The organism is Pedobacter polysacchareus (assembly GCF_019802255.1).
GTDB lineage: Bacteria > Bacteroidota > Bacteroidia > Sphingobacteriales > Sphingobacteriaceae > Pedobacter > Pedobacter polysacchareus.
This window is the reverse complement of record NZ_JAHYSS010000001.1, coordinates 131,059-147,506: the sequence shown is the minus strand read 5'-3', so window position 1 is coordinate 147,506 and position 16,448 is coordinate 131,059. Positions and strand designations below refer to the sequence as shown.

The following is a 16,448-nucleotide window of genomic DNA, read 5'->3' as shown; positions in this document are numbered from 1 at the left end:
ATTAGCCGTTTCCTTTGGACTGCTCCATTTGTTTTTCCAATTCCTGTTCTTTCCGCTTCTGTTCTCTTTTTTCCTGTCTCAACTGTTTTTTAGTTTTTTGCAGACTATCAGTTTTGATGGCTGGGCGGGAGGTCGTGTCTTTTTTGCTGCCACCAAAGATACGGTCGAATAAGCTTTTAGACTCATCATGAGTTTCTATGGTTGGAAGCGGATCATCATTATCGAAAGCGGAGGTATCTACAGCGGTAGTATCTGGCAATAAATATTGTCTCAATGCAGGTCTGAGCTGCACATTATAGAAGCCGTATGCACTGCTGTCTCGAGGTGTTAAGCCACGATTGGCCATGATATTACCAATATATTTAAAGTATGGATGCAGGTAATCTTTCAGACCGCCGTCTGGTTTGAATTTAAATAGGGCAATTTTCGGACGCGGGACAATATTGGCGAGGAATATCCCTTCTCCAATGTTCAGGTCGGAAGGTCTTTTTCCAAAGTAATAGCGGGTGGCTTCACCGATGCCGTATACATTTTGTCCCATTTCAATGATGTTGAAATAGACTTCCAGCATCCTGTTTTTACTGATCAGACGGTTATTTTCGATCAGCCATACAATGAGAATCTCTTCTGCTTTTCTGGCCAGTGTTTTTTGTCTGCTGAGGAAGATGTTTTTCACCAGTTGCATTGAGATCGTACTGCCACCTCTGACAAATTTTTTCTCTTTAAAATTCACGGCCAGCGACTTCCGGAACGACTCCTGTACAAAGCCCTTATGCGTAAAGAACGAAGGATCTTCGGAAGTCAGGATCGCATTTTTGAAATTGCTGGACACTTGTGAAAGCGGAGTAAAGTTCGGGTTTGAAGGGCCGATCATAATGTCGCGCATTGGTTTTCCGCGTTCGTAAGGCGTATAGATAAAGTCGCTGTTGATCTTTTGCAGGTTTGTTTTTCCCCATTTCAGGATCTTAAAATTGACCGGTGTTAAACCGGAATCAAATTTCACACTGTCTGGAATGGAGCTGTCCAGGTAGAAATTCAGGGCATATTTCACCTTGCCACTTACCTGCAGACCGTCCAGTGATTCGAACAATCCTTGTGGGAAAGCATTCAGCACTTGCTGTGCATCCTGTTCTGGCGCCTGGATTTTTACCTCATATATTTTATTTGGTGATAATGTATATTTCAGGTAGGGGTGAACGATTGCATTTTTAAGATATACCGTTGATGAGCTGTCTAGCGCGATGTAATTCGGACCGATGCGCATATCTGCATCAATCTTGGCATCAGGAATCACAATATCATTTGAAGCTACTTTTGGATGGTTCAGCAATAGATTTTTAACTGCCCATGACCCCTTAATCTTGAAGTCATCACCACTATAATCGGCGCTTTTCAGCTCCGTTCTTACCGTGTCAAAGCTAAATTTGGTTTTGAACCTATTTTCGAGGTAAGGAAAATCTACTTTTTTATGATCGGCAAAGAGCATCATGTCCAGTTGTTTTTTTCCTGGATATACAGAGCCGTTTACATGCCAGGTGGCATAATTACCGTTCACTTTAATCGTAGATTTTAGTTCTCCATCACTGATCGTGGCGGTAGTGGTTAAAAAGGTCAGCTTTGCCGTGTCATTGTCATTGATTTGGAGCATCAGGTCTTTCAGCTCCATCTGGTCAGGGATTTTATATAAAACCTGGTTTAATAAATTATGGGCAAGGTCGGCAAGGTCAGATTTTTTAGTGCTCACCGAGTCTTTCTTTTTACGTTTCAGCAGGAAATCCAGGTTGCTCAGGGAATCTTTGAACACTACATTTAAGTTTCCTTTATTCAGGATCATCTCCGAGAGCTTAACGTTTCCGAAGATCAGAGGGAAAAGCTTTACACCAACCGTAAAATCATCAATTGTGGCTAATGTATCGCGTTCTTTTGGTACTACAGAGATATTGGTCAGGTGTACCGTACTCAATCCACTGAAGCCATAGCTTCCGATTTTAAGGTCCAGACCGTAATCTTTATCAGCTTTAGCAACGGCTTTCGCCATCATTTTTTGTAACAATGCATCCCTTTTACTATAGGCAATACCGCCTAGAATAACAGAGATTACAAGAAAAACTCCAAACACCCAGGCCGCTATTTTTATATATTTTTTGGGGATGTTAATTTTGGGAAGTTGCATACGGTAAAGTAGGTATAATTGCTAAACGTTAAACGCAAATGTTTATTTCGTGTTAAAATTACACTTAAAAAGCCTAAAGTCAATTAATTGTGGCCGTCTTTTGTTAATTTTGGCTAATGATGATTAGTCCAGAACAAGTTCTAGCCGCTCTGAGAAATGTTGAAGACCCTGATCTTAAAAAAGATCTGGTGACTTTGAACATGATCAAGGATTTGAAAATAGAAGATAAGAAGGTAAGTTTCACGTTGGAATTAACCACTCCTGCCTGTCCGATGAAAGATATGCTGAAAAATGCATGTTTGAATGCGGTAAAACATTTTGTAAGCCAGGAAGCTGAAGTAGCAATAAATATCACATCGAGGGTAACCAAGCCAATGGATACCACTCAGCTGAAAGCGATCCGCAATATTTTGCTGGTTTCTTCCGGAAAAGGTGGGGTTGGAAAATCTACGGTTGCGAGTAACCTTGCGGTGGCTTTGGCAGCTGATGGTGCAAAAGTAGGATTAATTGATGCCGATATTTACGGTCCTTCAGTTCCTACCATGTTCGACCTGGTAGGTGCAAAACCTAGTGCCAGAGAAACCGAAGACGGAAAAACGCTGATTCTTCCTATTGAAAAATATGGCATCAAGCTATTGTCATTGGGATTTTTTGCAGATCCGGATCAGCCCGTACCATGGAGAGGACCGATGGCTTCGAATGCGATCAAGCAATTGTTCAATGATGCAGATTGGGGCGAGCTGGATTACCTGATTGTTGACCTTCCTCCCGGTACAGGCGATATTCACATTACCATTACTCAAAGTTTTCCGATTGCAGGTGCGGTGATTGTGACCACCCCTCAGCAGGTAGCCCTTGCGGATACAAGAAAAGGACTGGCGATGTTCAAAATGCCAAGCATTAACATTCCGGTGTTAGGTGTCATCGAAAATATGGCTTACTTTACGCCAGAAGAATTGCCGGAAAATAAATACTATATCTTCGGTAAAGATGGTGGTAAAGAGCTGGCAAAATCATTTGAGGTTCCATTTTTAGGGGAAATACCAATTGTTCAGGGCATTACGGCTGCTGGTGATAACGGTGCTCCGATTGCACTGGACCTGTCCAGTAAAATGTCAACTGTGTTTGCAGAAATTGCAGGAAAGGTAGCGCAACAGGTAGCAATTAACAATGCGCTGACGGTTAATTGCTAAAAAATTACTATTTTTATACTTTAAAAAATTAATAAAATGGATTTAACACAACAAGTAGAGCAGGCACTAGACACAATCAGACCTTATTTAATCGCTGATGGTGGGGACGTGGCTATAGAAGAGATTACGGCGGACAATGTAGTTAAATTGAAATTATTAGGTAACTGTGGATCTTGTAAAATGAGCTTCATGACCATGAAAGCAGGTATTGAACAAGCCATTATGAAAGCTGTGCCGCAAATCACTTCTGTTGTGGCTATTAACCTTGCAGAGCCGGTATAATCGTTTTAACACTATTTAACTAGCCGTCTTAATTAATACAGCTATTTTTGTATATGAAGTATTCACTCACCTTATTATTACTTCTTTTTATGGGTACGGCCTTCGCACAGGACAGCCCAAGTAAAAAGTTGATTCAGTTTAGCGGGATTATTACCGATGTAGACAGTAATACAGTGGTGCCTTATGTGACGGTGACCAATTTAACAAATAAAGGCCAGCGGTATGCAGCGAATTACAAGGGTTATTTCTCTTTTATCGCACATCCCGGTGATACCATTCTATATACTGCCGTAGGGTACAGGGATTTGCTGCAAGCAATTCCTACACAAATCGACGACAGTAAATACACAGCGATGGTAAAACTAAAGTCTGAAATCGTCAATCTGCCAACCGTTCGGGTTTACCCATGGGCAACAGTAGAGGATTTCACCAGAGATTTTATGGCCATGAAGATTGCTGATGATGATTTTGCAATCGCCATCAGGAATCTTTCTCCAGAAAGTATCAGTGGAATGATGCAGACGCTGCCGAGAGATGCCGGAGAGATTTCCGGGATCAACTTCAGGTTGAATCACGATCGGTCTGTAAATAAGAATATGGTGCAAACCAACCCGCTTTTAAACCCATTCGCATGGGGTAAGTTGATGCAATCCATATTCAAAGGGGATAAAAGCAGGAGCGAAGGGAATTAACGCCTTTTGCTCTGCTGCGGGAAACGCATTTTATAATCTACTCTAACATTTCCTTTAGAAATCGCATCCAGTTTGCTTTTCAGCATTCTCTTACGCAATAAACTTAAAGTTTCTGTAAACAGCTTGCCTTCAATGTGGTCATACTCATGTTGAATCACGCGGGCAAGAATGCCATTGAGTTCTTTTTCTTGTAAATCCCAGTTCTCATCATAGTATCTGATGCGGATGTTCGGCTTGCGCATTACATCTTCTCTAATGTCAGGAATACTTAAACAGCCTTCGTTGAAAGCCCAGGGCTCGCCTGTCTCTTCCAGAATCTCAGCATTGATGAAAGCACTTTTGAAGCCTTGCTTCTCCTCTTCATCAACTCCCGTATCTACAATAAATAACCTGATCGGTAAGCCAATCTGAGGGGCAGCTAAACCAATTCCATGAGCATTATACATGGTGTCAAACATGTTGCTGATCAATTGTTTTAAATCCGGATAAGTCTCGTCTATAGGAGCGCAAACTTTCTTAAGTACCGGATCGCCGTATGCTACAATGGGTAATTTCATAATGCAAAAATACAAATATTACGCTAAAGGGTAAAAGGTTAAGGCGCTAAGATTACTTTCATCTAAGATTTCATTGGTAATATTGGCCATATCAGTAGTAGTAACGGATTGAATTCTACTAAATACGGCCTGTAAATCCTCAATGTGATTGTAGTCGATCAGGCTTTTAGCCATGGATATGATCAGTCCGATTCTGTTTTCTTCGCCCAAAGCAATTTGTCCGATGAACTTGTTTTTTGCTTTTTGAAGCTGAACTTCCGTTAGTGGCTGATCCTTTAGCTTTTTAAATTCTTTAAAAATCAGCGATAAGGCCCGGTCCACTTTTTCTTTATCTGTCCCGAAATATAAGGTAAAGATACCCGTATCACTCAGAGGGCTGTAGCCCGTTTCAATGGTGTAGGCAATGCCGTATTTCTCGCGGATCTGTAAGTTTAAAATAGAACTCATACCTGTGCCGCCAACAATATTGTTCAGTAACAACAAGCCGGTTTTATAAGGATGGTGTAAAGAATAGGCCTGAGCGCCTAGCATAACATGCGCCTGGCTGATTGGTTTCTCTAGGATTACCTTTGCTAAAGGCGCTTTTTCCGGGGCTGTTCTCGTGTCTTTATGTAGGTTCTCGGGAATCTCCGAATAATATTTAGCACCCGTTTTGATCAGCTTATTCAAGCTGTAGTTTCCTAAAACTGCAACAATGATCTTGTCGGTATGGTAGTTCTCTTTGATGAACTGATGGATGTCTGCCTGACTGATATTACTCACCGTTTCCGGACTGCCCAGGATGTTTCTACCCAGCGGATGACCAGCAAAGACCAAATCTTCGAAATCATCGTAAATCGCTTCTTCCGGTTGATCCAGGTAAGAGCTAATCTCATCCAGAATAACACTCTTTTCTTTGTCCATTTCATCTTCCGGGAAGGTGGAATGGAACACAATATCATTGAAAAGCTCTAATGTTCTATCCAGGTAAGGGTTCAGAAAAGAAGCATGAATACAAGTATATTCTTTGGTGGTGTAGGCATTAAGGTCTGCACCTACACTTTCCAGCCGGTTTAAGATCTGGTTTGTATTTCTTTTCTCTGTACGCTTAAAAATTAAGTGCTCAATAAAATGAGCGAGACCAGATTTTTCTTCCTGCTCATCTCTGGACCCACTATTTACAATAATGCAGGCATGAGAAATTGCAGAAGGAGAAGGGACATGAAGTAATCGGATGCCGTTTGGCAGGGTGTGAACATTGTATTCCATCAGGGCACAAAGATACGGAAGAAATCACCTTCAGCAGGATAATATTTATGTAGCATTCTGGTCATTTCTGTATCGAAATAAGCGACTTAGCCTCGACTAAGACACTTATTTCATAGGTTGATGTTTGATGAATAGGGATCAGAATCCCTGCATTCACTATTTTAATGCCGTATACTTGAAGGTATAAAAACCAGTTTCATTGTAGTCCTGCGCGTCAAAATAGTAACTCAATATTTCCAGTTTATAATGTTTACCGGCAGGATTGCGGATCAAAATGATTTTACCTTCAATTGGGGTTAAAGCATGGCTGGCCATGTCATAGTTGTACCAGCCTTTTCCTGATCCGGTAGGGATCACACTTGTACTTTGCGTATCTTCTTTATAGCCCGTTTCCGGTGCTTTGACTACTTTATCAAAGCTGGTATTGCTTAATAGCTGACCGGCAACTTTATGTTTGCTGTTGAGTTTGATGGTCGTGTTATTGAAGGCAAGATCCCAGTTTTCGCTTTCTTTTACTGGTTTTCCTTCCGTCAGACTATAAAAGGTAGTCTTAGATTTAGCATCCAGATTTTTCTCTGTTTTGGCAGTTTGAGCGAATAAGGCTTGTCCGGTAAAAATAGTAAGTGATAAAATGGATAAAGTCTTGATGATGAATTTCATGGCTGTTCGTTTTTTACAAAGAAACAAACTATTTATAATTATTCTAAATAATTATCTAAAAATTTCCTGATGCTCCTCCTCCGCCAAAATTTCCGCCACCCATTCTGGTTCCTTCCGGGGCTGTAGCTCCATCTCCAAAAGTGCCACTCACGATCAGCGATTCTACTTTGAGCTGGTCTAATAACTGATCTCCCTCTAATTCTTCTGCTGTAAAGCCATGTTTCGGAGTTTTCAGGTATCTCATGATTCCATAGGAAAGCCCCAGCAGTAAAGCTCCAACAAGGACCAGTACCATTTCAATCGGTAGGATATGGTAGTAATTTCTAAAGGTAAAAGCAGCTATTGCGACCAGGATCAGGCCTGATCGCAGCAGGATCACTTCTTTTTTCTTTAAGCCCATTCCGATATATACTAAAGGAATCCCAAAGGTCCAGCCCCAGAAAAACCAGCCAAAAGGAATGCCTTGATCTGGAGAAAGACTGACGTCATTCATCATACTACCCAGCTCTCTGACTACAAAATAATTTCCGGCGGCATAGGTGATGAATAAACTTGCCAACTGGATGATGCGGAGGCAATCTTGATAGACCCAATGCTTTTTATAAAGATCGCGTGCTAGAAAATAGACCGTCGCTGATACAATCATCATTAGGAAGGGCATGGTTGCAAAAGGTAGAAAGCCATATTCGTACCAGGCAAAAAAGACAAAAGTGATGAATGCGCAGAATGTAAGCAAGGCCATGAGCATATCCACAAACCGGAGTGTAAAATAAGTGCCCAGCACGCTGATCATTGCCGAGATCAGTAATCCACTGGTCACGTTGTTCAGGTTGTACTTCATGTCGATGTAAATATAAGGAGCCATGATCAGTAAAGATCCGGCTGTCCATAGCAGCGCATCGTCCACACCTGATTTATAATGATGGTATTCCCTAACCGCGATTTCCAACGCAGTATAGCTGATCAAGCCAAGAAAAATATAATAAGCGGGGGATTCTAGTAACTGGGTATTGCTCAGTATCAGACTCAAAAAGCCAAAGGCAAAAGAAGTCAGGATACTTGTGACTACAAATAATCCGATCCGCATAAACAGATTAGAGCTATGAAAAGGCACTGGATGTTTTTCCAGGATGTCTAGTAATTCTCCTGGCTGCAGGTCCTGCTGTTCTTTTTTCATTTGATCCTGAATGATCAGGTTTTTTAACCAGGTAATGTTGTAAATGATCATGAGGCTTTCATTTGTTTGTTTAAACGGACAATGCGCAGGATTAATGCGGTGGCTGAAATGATGAAGTAGAAGCAGAGCAGGTAAAGTCCACCTATATGGTTTATCCCATCTAGCATCCGGAAAACAAGAATACTGAATGCGAGGTAACTATAAAGGATCACCAGGAGCACGAAGTAAAAGGATTGATTGCGCATAGCATCCAGGTATAGATAGAAGGCAAGCGCAAATAAAACCAGCAGCCATAAAATGGCCAGTTTCGATTCATAAGCATTGAAATATCCGAACAGCAGAGCGATGAAGCTAATGTGAATGCCAAAATGAAGATAGCTGAACCGGAAATGCTTTTTGAAATGATAGCGATCGGTCAGGAAACCTGCAAGGACCAGAATCAAGCCTAAGCCCAGGTAAGTGTAAATGATCGTCTGGTTGTCAAAATTACCATTGGAAAGTAAGCGGTTTGGGGTGACTGATACGCCCATCCAAACGGCAAGGTTGGCAATCGCCATATTAAGAATCCCCAAATGGTCGTATTCATAGGCTACATAAAATAAGACCACCATCGGAATAAAGGTGGCCATCCCGTAATTGGTTCCGAAAACCCCATATTGAAATTGCAGGTAACCGGTAAAAGTCAATAAGCTCAGACAAGCCAGCAGTAGCAGGTAGTCGAACATCGCGTTCGGAGCCTTGACCAATTCTTTACTGAAAGGTTTTTTATGTTTGAAGCAATAATAAAAGCATCCGCCGCAAATGGCTGCAATAAGAGCTAATATGGCCTGATGGCCGATCGTATCTATATTTTTATAAATCAGTACGCCTAAACCGGTGCTGAGCATCATCACGCCCAGATATAACAGCGTTTTTAATTCCCAGTGTAAGGAGAACATGGTGTTTCGCTGTTTTTCACATAGCTTTTCATAAGATTCGGGCGAAAGGGTACCCTCTTCTTTTAAGGTTTTATAAAGGTCGGCATTGGTCATGAGACGAAATTATATAGGTAAGATATTCAAGTATACATAAAATTAAGAGAATGATTTGGCAATTTCCGGTCAGTCTTTACTGTCAATTTGACAAGATTTTCGAATTGGAATAGCCATTGATAGGTTGGCTATGTACTTAAAAATGAGTTAATATATGAGCATAGAAGAAAAAGGAACCATTTCCATTCACACGGAGAATATTTTCCCAATCATCAAAAAATTCCTGTATTCAGACAATGAGATATTCCTGCGCGAGCTGGTATCCAATGCAGTAGATGCGGTACAAAAGATTAAACGTCTTGCTGCATTAGGACAATACAACGGAGAGCTGGGTAACCCATTGGTAGAAGTAGCGGTTGATGCAGATAAAAAAACCATTACCATTACAGATAATGGTTTAGGTATGACTGCTGAGGAGATCAAGAAATACATCAATCAGGTGGCTTTCTCCGGCGCAAGTGAGTTTGTAGAGAAGTTTAAAGACGCGAAAGACGCGAATGAAATCATAGGTAAATTCGGTTTGGGCTTTTATTCGGCCTTTATGGTATCGGATTTAGTAGAGATCCAAACCCTTTCTTACCAGGATGGAGCCGAGCCTGCACGCTGGGTATGTGATGGCAGTACTTCTTTCGAGATTTCTGCTGGTAACAGAACCACTCGCGGAACGGAGATTACCCTGCACATCAATGCAGAATCAGAAGAGTTTTTGAGCAAAAATAAACTGGAAGAGATTCTGGATAAATATGGTAAGTTCTTACCGGTACCGATTAAATTTGGGACAAGAACAGAGCATGTTGCTGATGGGGAAGATGAAGAAGGAAAACCAAAAACCGTAGCTGTTGAGGTAGATAACATTATCAATACTACGAATCCAATCTGGACTAAAGCACCTGCAGATTTGTCAGATGAGGAATACCTAGCATTTTACAAGCAATTGTATCCTTATGCAGAAGATCCTTTGTTCTGGATTCACCTGAATGTGGATTATCCTTTCAACTTAACAGGCGTATTGTACTTCCCGAAAGTGAAGAATGATTTTGACATGCAGCGCAACAAGATCAAGTTGTTTTCACGTCAGGTATTCATCACTGATGAGGTAAAAGACATCGTTCCTGAATTCTTAATGTTGTTACATGGGGTAATTGATTCACCGGATATTCCTTTGAATGTTTCCAGAAGTTTCCTTCAGGCAGACAGCAATGTGAAAAAGATCAATAGCTACATCACGAAAAAGGTAGCAGATAAACTTCAGGAACTTTTCAATAAAGACCGTAAAGGTTATGAAGAGAAATGGGGTGACATCGGATTGTTCGTGAAATATGGTTTGGTAAGCGAAGAGAAATTCTACGATAAAGCGAAGGATTTTGCCTTACTAACCAATACTAAAAACGAAAATTATACTTTAGGAGAGTACCATGATAAGGTAAAAGATTTCCAGACCGACAAAAATGGTCAGGTAGTTTATATCTATGCAACAGATCCTGCTAAACAGGATACCTTTATCCAGTCGGCCAATAAAAAAGATTATGATGTGTTGCTGATGAACTCGGCAATCGACAATCACTTTATCAGCTTCCTGGAAAATAAACTGGAGAAAACGTTATTGAAACGTGTAGACTCTAGTGTTGCCGATAAACTCATCGAAAAAGATGAGGCTATCGAGTCTGTATTGACAGAAGATCAATCGAAAAAGATCACTGATATCTTTACCAAAGCGATTACTAAGCCAGGAATGCAGGTAGAAGTAGTTGGCCTCAATCCGGAAGAATTGCCAGTAACGGTAACGATGGATGAGTTTATGCGCCGCATGAAAGAAATGGCACAAATGGGTGGCGGAATGGGCTTATATGGCAGCATGCCGGATAACTATAAAGTAGCCATCAATGGAAACCATAAATTGATTGGTAAGATTCTTTTGACCGACAATGAAGAGGAACAAGGGTTATTGGCTAAACAAGCCATAGATCTTGCTTTATTAGCGCAAGGAATGTTAACAGGTGCGGAATTGACTGCTTTTGTAAGTAGAAGCGTAAACCTGATTTAATCTTTTTTTAAAAGGAGATGAAACCCCGCTGCAGCAATGCAGCGGGGTTTTTTATTTTATTTTCAGGGCAGTTGTAGCGTTTTTAAAATGAGCTCCGTTTTAAAAGGAAAGGCTAAAGGCCAATAATTAACCATTTACACAAAAAACAATAATTATGAGAGTTTCAAACCATTTAAGAACAATATCTAAGACTTTTGTTGCTGCAGTGGCAGTATCAGTCGTGTTTTCAGCCTGCTCAAAAAAGTTCGATGGCGGAGAGCCAATTGAACTTGCAGCTTTAACGATTGTTCATGCTGGTCCGGATGCTAAAGAACTTGATTTCATTGTAGGCGGACAAAGAGCAAACAATGATGGGCCATTTAAATATGGCTTTAAGTTAGGTTACCTGGGATTGTATCCAGGTGTGAGTACGATTGCCATCACGGAAAGAGGAAAAACGACGTTCTTACTTACAAAAAATGAATTGTATAAATCAGGTCAGTTCTACAGCACTTTCTTGTTGGATACTGGAAGTAAAAGATCTTTCCTGACGATCAATGACAAGTTAGATAGTATCAAAGCGAATGACAATGCAAAAGTTCGTTTCATCAACTTAAGTCCGGATGCACCAACTTTAGATTTAGCCATTACTGGTTCAGCAACAGCTATCGCCAGCAACAAAGCATTTAAGGAGTATAGCATCTTTACTGATGTAACACCTGGAGAAAGTGTCGCATTGGAGGTAAAAGACCATACTACTAAAGCCGTTAAAGCAACACTTCCTGCAATGAAACTGGAAAAAGGTAAATTCTACACCGTTTGGGCAAAAGGATTTAAAGACAAAGCCGAAACAGATTCTTTGAAATTTAAAGCAGCAGTTTATTCTGCAAAATAGAACACCATTAGCTTTGGCCCATTTATAGGCCGGCTTCTAAAAGGGTTAACTTGGAAATGTGTAAATTAGCCTTTCCAGGAATAATCCCTGTTTTAGAAGATGTTCGGAGGAAAGGAGTTTTTTAATAAATTTCCTTTCCTCTGTACAATTTAGAAGAATTTTAAAAAGCCTTAATGGTGTTAGAAAAGAATGCTCAAGTTTGAGGACGTTTTAGCTGGATGTTTGAAAAATGACAATAAATGCAAGGAGGTGGTTTATAAATCATTTTATGGGTATTTAATGGGCGTTATTTTAAGGTATGTCAACGATCGTCATGATGCTGAAGAGCTGATCAACGACTGCTTCATTAAGGTTTTTAAAGGGTTAGGGCAGTTTGGGGCGCCCAAGGATCCGGAACAATTACAAAAAGCATTTAAAGGATGGGCCGCCAGGATTTCTTCCCGTACAGCGATCGATTTTTTACGCAGTAAAAAGACCTTTTTATATGTAGATGATATGGAGGAGCCGCCACAGCCAATCACAGAATTAAATGCCATTTCTCAACTCCATGTACAAGACATTATGAAACTATTGAATCAATTACCGGAAACGCATAAATTGATTTTCAATATGTATGAATTGGAGGGTTTTTCTCATGAGGAGATTTCAAAACTATTAAAAATACCGGAAAGTTCTAGTCGGGTGTACCTGACCAGAGCAAAGAACAAATTAAGAATACTGTATTCAAAATCATTAATCACTGATTTTGAACCGAATTAAAAGGCGCGCGCGAAAGGAATAACAGGGGATGAATGGGGAAAATGACCTAAATAAAAATATAAGGATGAAACCGAATGAACATATAAAGTTACCTGATGATGAGCTGATCGCTCACATTAAGGAGCAATTATTGGCTCATGAGGAAGACTATGCTCCGGGAGCATGGGAAAATTTCAATTCCGAAAAGCCAGCCAAAAAACGAGGCGCATTCTTCTGGCTGGGAAGTTTAAGCAGCGCTGCCGCATTGATCCTGATCGGCTTCGCTATATTTTTAGTAAATGAGAGAAAAGATGGGCCTAAGCCCTCAGTATTGACGCAAAATAAGACCTTGAATCAAGATATAAAATTACCAGGAGAGGGGTCAGATGAAACGTTGAAGCCGGCTGAATTTGCGGAGAAAAAAGAAAAGGAAAAAAACGGGCTTTCTAATCCTGGGGCTCCTAAACAAAATGTCTCCCCGAATGTCCCGCAGCAGCTTTTAGCGAAAGAAAATAAGGTAAGCAAAGGCAAGGATCTTGCTGAAGTTAAGGGGATAAATGAAGGCCAGGTTCTAAAAAAAGAAAACGCAGTTCTGGCCAGTACTAAAATTCCAGTGGAGCAGCAGCCATTAAATACGATAGTTGCCGGTCTGAACAATTCGGGAGTGACACCTGTAACAACTGTAAAAGATAAAACTGCTGAAACTGCCCTACCGAAAACTCCGGTTGTCGTTCAAAAGCAAAGTCTGGAAGAATTTTTAGCACAGGAGTCCAAAAATGGGAATGCCCGGGGAAGAAGAAATACGGGTAATCAAGGGACATTAGCTATGCAAGACGACAAATGGGAGATGGGCGTGATGGTGGCTCCTTCCTTTGGCAGCAGCAAGAAATTAAATATGGGCTATGGAGTCAGCATGGCTTATGCTTTGAGTAAAAAGGTATCCATCAATTCAGGAATTTCCTACAATGAAATGGGAGCTTCAAGAAATGCGGTCTCTTCGGGTGGAGAGGTGCAAAATTCGCCCAGTACTTTTAGCGGTGGATTCCCTAGCAACAGCAAACAGCTGCAATCTGTAGATGCCAGTCTGCAGGGGATAGATATTCCTTTGGAAATTAGCTACCGCCTGAGTAAAAGCCTATATGCAAATGTGGGTATATCCGCTTTTGCTGTTCTGAATCAAAAAAGAAAAAACATCTTTTTGGAAAGTCAGGTGCAGGATAGCCCTATGGATCCGGCAAGTGCGTCCTTTGCCTTTAAGTCCAATGTATTGAGCACCACCATAATAGAAGAAAAACAATCTTCTGATGAGCTTAAAACTGATCCTTATCTTGGATTCTATAATTTTTCTTTGGGTTATAAGCAGCGGATCTCCCGCGGGAAATCGGTTTCTTTAGAGCCATTTATAAAGCTCCCGATTAAAGAGTTTACCCAGGAAAATCTATACCTGATCGGAACAGGTTTAAGGGTGAAATTCGATTTTTAAATATTTTTATCGCTATTTTGTTGCAACAATGATACATTTTAAAAAGCGCATCAGCCTTTTTAAAATTATCTTTGTGAGGACCTGGATTGCCAGGATTTTGAGGTAGATGAATAAATTTTGATGAAAAAGATGAACTTAAAAAAAGGAATCCCTTCTATGCTTTTAGTTTGCGGTATGCTTCTGGTGACCGATAAGACGGCATTAGGGCAAAGCACAAATCCATTTATGGAAACGTATAACACTCCTTATGGAGTGCCGCCATTTAATAAAATTACCAATGCTCATTTTATTCCAGCCTTCCAGGAAGGAATGAAACAGCAGCAGCAAGCAGTTGCCGCAATTTATAAACAACGTTCAGTGCCAACTTTTGTAAATACAATAGTGGCCTTGGAAGAAAGCGGCAAATTATTGTCGAAAGTAAGTACGGTTTTCTTTAACCTGAGTTCTGCGAATACTTCTCCTGAACTAGAGAAAATTGCACAGCAAATGGCTCCAGAGTTGTCTAAACACAGTGATGATATTTACTTGAATGCTGAATTGTTCAAAAGAGTAAAAGCCGTATATGATAAACGTACTGCCTCAAAGCTGAGCGCAGAACAACAGCGCTTGCTGGAGAAAACTTATAAAGCTTTTGTGAGAAGCGGTGCTAATTTAAATGAAGCACAACAGCAGCAAATGAGGGCAATCAATAAAGAGTTTTCTTTACTGACCTTAAATTTCGGGCAGCATTTGCTGGCTGAGGTGAATGCTTACGAATTGGTCATCGATAATCAGGCAGATCTTGCCGGTTTGCCGGAGTCGGTAAAAGCCGCTGCAGCAGCTTCGGCAAAGCAAGCAGGGAAAGAAGGGAAATGGAGATTTACACTGCACACACCAAGCGTAACGCCTTTCCTTCAGTATTCGGAAAACCGTGCCCTTCGCGAAAAAATGTATAATGCTTATATCAACCGGGCCAATCATGATGATGAGCATGATAACAAAAAGATCATTTCCCGTATCGTGGCTCTGCGTGCAGAGAAAGCCGCATTATTAGGCTATAACAGCCATGCTGATTTTGTACTGGAAGAAAGTATGGCAAAATCTCCTAAAGAAGCTTACGACTTATTAAATGGGCTTTGGGATGCCGCTTTACCAGTTGCCAAACAAGAAGCTGCAGATATGCAGAAGGTGATGGACAAAGAAGGGCGAAATGAGCAGTTGGAGGCCTGGGATTGGGCACATTATGCAGATAAAGTGCGTAAAGAAAGATACAATTATGATGCAGAAGCATTACGTCCATATTTCCAGATCGACAATGTAAGAGAAGGATTCTTTAAGGTGGTCAACAAATTGTATGGCATTACTTTTACCTTACTTCCAGAAGTTCCGGTATACCATAAAGACGTTTCTGCGTATCAGGTGAAAGAAGCTGATGGAACACATATCGGCGTGATTTACATGGATTTCTTTACCCGCAGCTCTAAACGAGGTGGGGCATGGATGACTTCTTATGCCACTCAATCTTATGAAAATGGTAAACGTGTAGCTCCAGTTGTTTCTATCGTTTGTAATTTTTCAGGACCTAACGGTGATGAACCTGCTTTGTTTACAGCAGATGAGGTGACTACTTTCTACCATGAAATGGGACATGCACTGCACGGCTTACTGTCGAATGTAAAATATAGAAGCCTGGCTGGAACGTCTGTTCCACGCGATTTTGTAGAGCTGCCTTCTCAGGTGATGGAGCATTTTGCTTTTGAACCGGAAGTACTTCAATTTTATGCTAAACATTATAAAACGGGTGCAATTGTTCCTCAGGAATTGATTGACCGCATGAAGAATGCCTCGAAATTTAACCAGGGCTTCGAAACCGTAGAATACCTTGCGGCCTCTTTGCTGGATATGGGATTCCATACTGTTCCTGCCGGCAAAGTAGTAAACGCAACGGAATTTGAAACTTCGGAAATGAATAAATATGGCTTGATCAAGCAAATTGCTCCTCGCTACCGCAGCACTTATTTTCAGCATATCTTCGCTTCTGGATACTCAGCAGGCTATTACAGCTACATCTGGTCGGCAGTATTGGATAGTGATGCTTTCGCTGCCTTCAAAGAAAGTGGAAACATCTTCAATCCGGAAGTGGCCAATTCTTTCCGTAAAAACGTATTGGAAAAAGGGGGAACTGTAGAGCCAATGGATTTATATAAGGCCTTTAGAGGTAAAGAACCAAACATGAAATATTTGCTAAAAGATAGAGGGCTGGACAAAGCACTTTAACCCTGGCTTTATTTTTTTGTAATCTGGAGCACATTTCATA

14 protein-coding genes are annotated in these 16,448 nt (G+C 40.8%); 8 read left to right on the top strand and 6 right to left on the bottom strand.

Annotated features, from left to right (window positions below):
- Window position 1: 1 nt before the first annotated feature.
- Window positions 2-2,173: a transglycosylase domain-containing protein gene (locus K7X70_RS00495; protein WP_222535245.1), complete on the bottom strand. Its 2,172-nt coding sequence runs from the start codon at window positions 2,171-2,173 to the stop codon at window positions 2-4.
- Window positions 2,174-2,292: 119 nt separating this feature from the next.
- On the opposite strand from K7X70_RS00495, the gene K7X70_RS00490 reads away from it, so the two are divergent.
- The 3 genes from K7X70_RS00490 to K7X70_RS00480 are packed head-to-tail and all read left to right on the top strand — an operon-like array spanning window position 2,293 to window position 4,340.
- Entirely contained in the window at window positions 2,293-3,366 is a 1,074-nt protein-coding gene (locus K7X70_RS00490) for an Mrp/NBP35 family ATP-binding protein (RefSeq protein WP_222535830.1), read from the top strand.
- A 36-nt stretch (window positions 3,367-3,402) separates the two neighbouring features.
- Window positions 3,403-3,648: a NifU family protein gene (locus K7X70_RS00485; RefSeq protein ID WP_062546317.1), complete on the top strand. Its 246-nt coding sequence runs from the start codon at window positions 3,403-3,405 to the stop codon at window positions 3,646-3,648.
- Between the two features lie 53 nt (window positions 3,649-3,701).
- Window positions 3,702-4,340, top strand: coding sequence for a peptidase associated/transthyretin-like domain-containing protein (locus K7X70_RS00480; protein WP_062546316.1), 639 nt, complete (start codon window positions 3,702-3,704; stop codon window positions 4,338-4,340).
- On the opposite strand, the gene def is transcribed toward K7X70_RS00480, so the two are convergent.
- The 5 genes from def to K7X70_RS00455 all read right to left on the bottom strand — a co-directional run bounded on the left by def (window position 4,337) and on the right by K7X70_RS00455 (window position 9,013).
- Window positions 4,337-4,897 (bottom strand): peptide deformylase, encoded by a 561-nt coding sequence (def, locus tag K7X70_RS00475; RefSeq protein WP_222535244.1) that lies wholly within the window; start codon window positions 4,895-4,897, stop codon window positions 4,337-4,339. The genes K7X70_RS00480 and def overlap by 4 nt on opposite strands.
- Window positions 4,898-4,915: 18 nt before the next feature.
- On the bottom strand, window positions 4,916-6,145 hold the full coding sequence (locus K7X70_RS00470; protein ID WP_222535243.1) for a M16 family metallopeptidase: 1,230 nt from the start codon (window positions 6,143-6,145) through the stop codon (window positions 4,916-4,918).
- Window positions 6,146-6,301: 156 nt separating this feature from the next.
- Entirely contained in the window at window positions 6,302-6,805 is a 504-nt protein-coding gene (locus tag K7X70_RS00465; protein WP_222535242.1) for an HmuY family protein, read from the bottom strand.
- A gap of 55 nt (window positions 6,806-6,860) precedes the next feature.
- Window positions 6,861-8,033, bottom strand: a complete 1,173-nt coding sequence (locus K7X70_RS00460; protein ID WP_222535241.1) for a hypothetical protein — start codon at window positions 8,031-8,033, stop codon at window positions 6,861-6,863.
- A complete protein-coding gene (locus K7X70_RS00455) occupies window positions 8,030-9,013 on the bottom strand; it encodes a DUF2157 domain-containing protein (RefSeq protein ID WP_222535240.1) in 984 nt (327 codons plus the stop codon). The genes K7X70_RS00460 and K7X70_RS00455 overlap by 4 nt, the downstream gene beginning before the upstream one ends.
- A gap of 154 nt (window positions 9,014-9,167) precedes the next feature.
- Here K7X70_RS00455 and htpG point away from each other — a divergent pair, with 154 nt between their 5' ends.
- From htpG to K7X70_RS00430, 5 genes are all read left to right on the top strand, one after another.
- The gene (htpG, locus tag K7X70_RS00450) at window positions 9,168-11,057 is read left to right on the top strand and encodes a molecular chaperone HtpG (RefSeq protein WP_222535239.1); all 1,890 of its coding nucleotides are present in this window, start codon (window positions 9,168-9,170) and stop codon (window positions 11,055-11,057) included.
- 154 nt (window positions 11,058-11,211) lie between these two features.
- A complete protein-coding gene (locus tag K7X70_RS00445; RefSeq protein ID WP_222535238.1) occupies window positions 11,212-11,931 on the top strand; it encodes a DUF4397 domain-containing protein in 720 nt (239 codons plus the stop codon).
- Between the two features lie 189 nt (window positions 11,932-12,120).
- The gene (locus K7X70_RS00440) at window positions 12,121-12,690 is read left to right on the top strand and encodes an RNA polymerase sigma factor (protein ID WP_222535237.1); all 570 of its coding nucleotides are present in this window, start codon (window positions 12,121-12,123) and stop codon (window positions 12,688-12,690) included.
- 64 nt (window positions 12,691-12,754) lie between these two features.
- On the top strand, window positions 12,755-14,152 hold the full coding sequence (locus K7X70_RS00435) for a hypothetical protein (protein ID WP_222535236.1): 1,398 nt from the start codon (window positions 12,755-12,757) through the stop codon (window positions 14,150-14,152).
- 120 nt (window positions 14,153-14,272) lie between these two features.
- Entirely contained in the window at window positions 14,273-16,408 is a 2,136-nt protein-coding gene (locus K7X70_RS00430; protein WP_255606848.1) for a M3 family metallopeptidase, read from the top strand.
- Window positions 16,409-16,448: the final 40 nt, after the last annotated feature.